At 71.3% G+C, this 4915-nt stretch carries 5 protein-coding genes and 2 tRNA genes; 6 read left to right on the top strand and 1 reads right to left on the bottom strand.

Features of this window, described 5'->3' with window-relative positions:
• From VNS22_RS07865 to VNS22_RS07845, 5 genes are all read left to right on the top strand, one after another.
• A partial coding sequence (locus tag VNS22_RS07865; protein WP_325731290.1) for a multicopper oxidase domain-containing protein occupies nucleotides 1–641 on the top strand: 641 nt, incomplete at its 5' end.
• Nucleotides 638–1735: a di-heme oxidoredictase family protein gene (locus VNS22_RS07860; protein ID WP_325731288.1), complete on the top strand. Its 1098-nt coding sequence runs from the start codon at nucleotides 638–640 to the stop codon at nucleotides 1733–1735. The genes VNS22_RS07865 and VNS22_RS07860, both read left to right, overlap by 4 nt.
• A 4-nt stretch (nucleotides 1736–1739) precedes the next feature.
• On the top strand, nucleotides 1740–2723 hold the full coding sequence (locus VNS22_RS07855) for an imelysin family protein (RefSeq protein WP_325731286.1): 984 nt from the start codon (nucleotides 1740–1742) through the stop codon (nucleotides 2721–2723).
• Nucleotides 2724–2725: 2 nt separating this feature from the next.
• A complete protein-coding gene (locus tag VNS22_RS07850) occupies nucleotides 2726–3844 on the top strand; it encodes a DUF1513 domain-containing protein (RefSeq protein ID WP_325731284.1) in 1119 nt (372 codons plus the stop codon).
• A gap of 65 nt (nucleotides 3845–3909) precedes the next feature.
• Nucleotides 3910–4254, top strand: coding sequence for a winged helix-turn-helix domain-containing protein (locus tag VNS22_RS07845; RefSeq protein WP_325731282.1), 345 nt, complete (start codon nucleotides 3910–3912; stop codon nucleotides 4252–4254).
• A 108-nt stretch (nucleotides 4255–4362) separates the two neighbouring features.
• On the opposite strand, the gene VNS22_RS07840 is transcribed toward VNS22_RS07845, so the two are convergent.
• A tRNA-Lys gene (locus VNS22_RS07840) sits at nucleotides 4363–4438 on the bottom strand.
• A gap of 274 nt (nucleotides 4439–4712) precedes the next feature.
• On the opposite strand from VNS22_RS07840, the gene VNS22_RS07835 reads away from it, so the two are divergent.
• Nucleotides 4713–4786 (top strand) — tRNA-Gly (locus VNS22_RS07835).
• Nucleotides 4787–4915: the final 129 nt, after the last annotated feature.

Raw genomic sequence — 4915 nt, 5'->3', positions numbered from 1 at the left:
GGCGGCTGGGCCCGGCCATGCGCCTGGACCTGACGCTGCGCGCTCCCGGGCCGGGCGAGGAGGCGGTGCTCTACGACTATTTCGCGCCGGAGCCCGTGCCGCTCGCCCGGCTGCGCGGGCGTGGCCCGGCACGTCCCGATCGGCCGTTCACACCGGCAGCACTGCGCCCGTCGACCTTCGCAGAGCCCGATCTGGCCCACGCGGAAAAGCTGCGGCTGACCTTCCAGGCCACGGCGATCGCCAGCGAGATCGTGCTGAAGGACGGCCAGGTGCTGCGGCTGGCTGATAATCTCTGCCTGAGTGCCGCCACCCACTGGGCGATCGACCGCAGGAGCTGGCCGGAACAGGGCCACCGGGCGCTGCCGCCGCCGCTGTTCGAGCTGGTGCGGGGGCGGAGCTACGTGATCGAGCTGGTCAATGCCACGCAGTACCAGCATCCGATCCATCTGCACGGGCTGACCTTCCAGGTGCTCGATCCCAGACAGGGTGCCGCCGGCCAGCGCGCCGACACGGTGCTGCTGGGCCCGCGCGACCGCACCCGGATCGCGTTCGTCGCCGACAATCCCGGGGACTGGATGCTCCACTGCCACATCATCGAGCACCAGGAGACCGGCATGATGGGCTGGTTCCGGATTGCATGAAGCGGCTGGCCGCCCCGCTGCTCCTGGCCGCGGCCCTGCTCGCCCCGGACCAGGCTGGCAGCCGCGACCTGGATGCCGTGGTGGGCAAAGCGCTGTTCCGGCGGATCTGGACGGTGGCCGGTGCATCCAGTCGCCAGAGCGACGGGCTCGGTCCGCTGTTCAACGCGCGCGCCTGCGCGAGTTGCCATGAAGGGGCCGGCGGCGGCCAGATGGCGGACGGTGCGGGCCTGGTGCTGCGCTTCGACGACGATCCGGCCTATGGCCGGCAGCTGCAGACCGCTGCGGCACCCGGCCACCAGCCGGAGGGTCGGCTGGAGGTGCGCTGGCAGGCCGAGCCGCGACGTCTGGCCGATGGCACCATCGTCACGCTGCGGCGGCCGGTGCCGCAAGTGGGTGCCCCGGATGCCATCGCCGAGCCCAGCCGCGGCTCCCTACGCCTGGCGCCGGGCCTGGCCGGGCTGGGCATGGTCGAGCAGGCGCTGGCGGAGGCCGGCGGGTTCGGTCTGAAGGCCATGCACGCCACACTGGCCCAGCCGGTCACGGAGGCGCTGCTGCTGGACCTGGGCCTGTCCACGGCCGAGCATCCCGAGCCCTGGGGCGATTGCACCGAAGCGGAGCCCGGCTGCCGCAAAGGCCCGCATGGCAGCGGCAAAGGGGAGGGTGGCGTGGAGCTGGCTCCCGGGATCGTCCATAGCCTGCTGGCCTATCTCCGCTCCCTGCCGCCACCGGCACCGACCGGCCCGCCCGATCCGGACGGCGAGCATCTGTTCACGTCGCTCGGCTGCGCCGCCTGCCACCGCCCCGAGCTCGGGGGCCTTCGGCCCTATTCCGACTTCCGGGCCCACGACCTGGGTCCCGGCCTGGCCAGCGACGAGCGCGACCCGGCCATCGGACAGCGCTGGCGCACCACGCCGCTCTGGGGGCTGGGCCGGCGCCTGATGCAGGGCCGTCCGCTCCTGCATGACGGCCGCGCCCGCGATGCGCAGGAGGCGATCCTGTGGCACGACGGCGCTGCCGGAGCCGCTTCGGCCGGCTATGCGGGCCTGCCGGAGGCCGAGCGGGCGAGGCTGCTGGCGTTTCTCGGAGGGCTCTGAGCCGATGCGCGTCCCGATCCTCGCCGTTATCACCCTGCTCGGCTGGCCGGCCTTTGCCGAGGCAGAGCTGGCCCTACCCGGCAACGCAGCCGTGCGGGCCTGGCAGGAAGCAGCCAGTGCATTCGATGAGGCCAGCCTGACCGCCTGTTCGGAGCCGGCCGTCCCGGCCGATCCGGTCGCGGTCGACCGGGCACGTCAGGCCTTCCGCGAGCTCGTGCTGCGCTGGCAGGCGGCGAGGACGTGGTTGGTCGGGCCGGCCGTGCCGGCAGACCTGGCGAGCAGGATCTGGTTCTGGCCAGACCCGCACGGCTCCGCGGGCCGGCAGATCGCCCGGTCGCTCGCGAGCGGCAAGTCGGAGGGCATGGCCGCCTCGGGCCTCGGCATGGGGGAGGAGGTGCTGTTCGGCGGCGGGCCGGTCGGCGGCACGGAGGAGCCGGGGCAGCGTGGCTGCCGGCTGCTGCGTGCCGTGAGCGGCGCCCAGGCCGACCTCGCCAAAGCTATTTCCACCGAGTTCGCCGCCACCCGCCTCTCCGACAACGACCGGCGCCGCCTGCTGCTGATCTCGATGCGCGACAGCCTGGACCGGATCTCGCAGGAGAAGATCGCCCGGCCGCTCGGCCTCAGCATCGATACGGCACGCGGCCAGCGGGCGGAGGCATGGCGCAGCGGCCTGTCGCTGGCGGCGATCGGCGCCAGCCTCGAAGCGGTGGAAGCGGTCTATCTCACCCCGGACGGCGTCGCGGCCCGTCTCGCCGCCTTGGACGACGGCCAGGTCCTGGACACCATGATCCGCGCGCAGTTCGAGCGGACCAAGGCAGCACTGGCAGCGGTCGACCTGCCGCTCGACCAGGCAGTGTCCGATCCAACCGCCCGCCCCAGGGTCGAGGCACTCCTGCAGGAGGTCCAGCAGCTTCGCCTCCTGGTGGTGGAGCGCCTGGCGCCTGCCATCGGGATCAGCCTCGGCTTCAACGCCTTGGACGGAGACTGACCATGGAGCTGTCCCGCCGCGCCACGCTCGCCATCCTGGCGGGCCTCCCGTTCGCCGACCCGGTCCTGGCCATGGCCGCGGCCACCGAGCATGGCGGTGCGGCACCGCGCTGGCTGGGCTGCCGCACCGAGCCGGTGAGCGGCGACGAGGCGGCAGCTCTGGGCGCTGGCGGCACCAGCCCGTTCGCCCTGCACCTGCCGGCCCGCGGCCACAGCTTCGCGGTCCACCCGACCCGCGAGCTGGCAGTGGTGTTCGCGCGGCGCCCGGGCGTGTTCGCCGTGGCGTTCCACAGCCGGACCGGCGAACGCCTGGCGACGTTCGAAGCCGAGGCGAACCGGCACTTCGCCGGGCACGGCACGTTCGACCCGAGCGGCCGGCTGCTGATCACGGCCGAGAACAAGTTCGACACGGGCGATGGCACGCTGGGTGTCTATGCAGTGGACGAGGGCTTCCTCAAGCTGGCCGAGCTGCCGGGCCACGGCATCGGGCCGCACGACGTGGCGGTGCTGCCGGACGGCAAGACCCTGGCGGTCGCGGTGGGCGGCATCCTCACCCACCCGCAGAGCAAGCGGCTCAAGCTCAACCTCGACACGATGGCGCCCTCGCTCGTGCTGATGGATCTCGGCTCCGGCCGGCTGATCGAGCGCTTTCCCCTGGAGGGGCAGCTGCATCAGCTCTCGCTGCGCCACCTGTCGCTGAGCCCGACCGGCGAGATCGCCTGTGCCTGCCAGTTCCAGGGCGATCCCGAGGCTGCGGTGCCGCTGGTGGCAATCCTGGACCGGCATGGCTTCCGGCTGGTGGACGAGCTGCGGGGACGGGCCGCCGCGCTTCGCCAGTACACCGGCAGCATCACCTACGACACGAGCGGCGCTTGGCTGGCCGTGTCCTGCCCGAAGGCCCACCGCATCCTGATCTTGGACCAAGGTGGAGCCGTCCATCACGAGGTGGCGCTGGAAGACGGCTGCGGCGTGGCCACGGCCGGCGCACCGGGCCGCTTCGTCGCGAGCGGCGGCACCGGCCGGCTGATCGAGATCGACGCGGCCTCGGGCGAAGCGCAGGAACTGGCTCGGGCATCGCTCGCCTGGGACAATCATCTGGTGCCGCTGCACCTGCGCGGCTGACTGCCGGCCGTGCGTCTGTCGCCAGGTTCGGGCAGGATCGGAGCGGGCGGATCAGGGGAAGGTGCATGGCGATCGCGATCAGCGTGCGGATCGACTTTCCGCAAGGCGAGCGAATCGGGCCGGGCAAGGTCCGGCTGCTGGAGGCCATCGCCGAGACCGGCTCGATCAGCGCTGCCGGGCGGAGCCTGGGCATGTCCTACAAGCGTGCGTGGTCGCTGGTCGACGAACTGAACCGCATGTTCACCGAGCCCCTGGTGACCTCGCGGCATGGCGGTGCCCAAGGCGGCGGCGCCGACCTGACTGAATTCGGCCAGGACGTGGTCACGGCCTATCGCAAGGTAGAGCGGGAATCGGCAGAGAGTGCGATGGCGGCCATGAGCGGACTGGCCGGCAGGCTCGCTCGACGCTGAGACACGAAGTCGAGGCCAAGTCGAATCGACCTGACTTCCGGTCACGATGCAGCATATCCGGAGGGAACGTCTGGACCGTCTGTGGTCCTGCTCGCAGACTTTACCCCGTGGTGGGCGCACACAGACTCGAACTGTGGACCCGCTGATTAAGAGTCAGCTGCTCTACCAACTGAGCTATGCGCCCACCGGCGGGGTGGCTGCGGAATAGGGGATGGCGCGGGAGGCGTCAACACCCTCCTGCAGGGAGTTCCGTGTTTATTCGGCGCGGCCACGGCTGACCGTTGCGCCCGACGCGGTGGCCGGCTATCCAGAGGACAGGCGCGGGTGTAGCTCAGTGGTAGAGCAGTAGCTTCCCAAGCTACTGCTCGAGGAAGCCGAAAGCCAATAACGGCGCGGCTTCCCTCAAAGGTCTAGACGGACCGATGAGCACCGGGTTAGCACCATGAAGACAGCCGAGCGCGGGCGTAGCTCAACGGCAGAGCACCAGATTCCCATTCTGGGGACGAGGGTTCGACTCCCTTCGCCCGCTCCATCCTCCCCCGAACCCTTCGATCCGCAGGCCGAGGTCCGCCGGCTCCAGGAGCTCGGCCTCGACCGGGAAGAAGCCTGGTCGGTCGTCGCGAAGATCCTCGCGCGCGCCCTGCCGGTGAACGATCCCTCG

This window comes from Geminicoccus sp., from assembly GCF_035556675.1.
In the GTDB taxonomy this organism is placed as follows: domain Bacteria; phylum Pseudomonadota; class Alphaproteobacteria; order Geminicoccales; family Geminicoccaceae; genus Geminicoccus.
This window is presented reverse-complemented; position numbering and strand designations above follow the sequence as displayed.

Excerpts from the sequence above, each read along its gene's own strand:
- VNS22_RS07860 (WP_325731288.1), top strand. The coding sequence starts at position 638 with ATGAAGCGGCTGGCCGCCCCGCTGCTCCTGGCCGCGGCCCTGCTCGCC.
- VNS22_RS07855 (WP_325731286.1), top strand. The coding sequence starts at position 1,740 with ATGCGCGTCCCGATCCTCGCCGTTATCACCCTGCTCGGCTGGCCGGCC.
- VNS22_RS07850 (WP_325731284.1), top strand. The coding sequence starts at position 2,726 with ATGGAGCTGTCCCGCCGCGCCACGCTCGCCATCCTGGCGGGCCTCCCG.
- VNS22_RS07845 (WP_325731282.1), top strand. The coding sequence starts at position 3,910 with ATGGCGATCGCGATCAGCGTGCGGATCGACTTTCCGCAAGGCGAGCGA.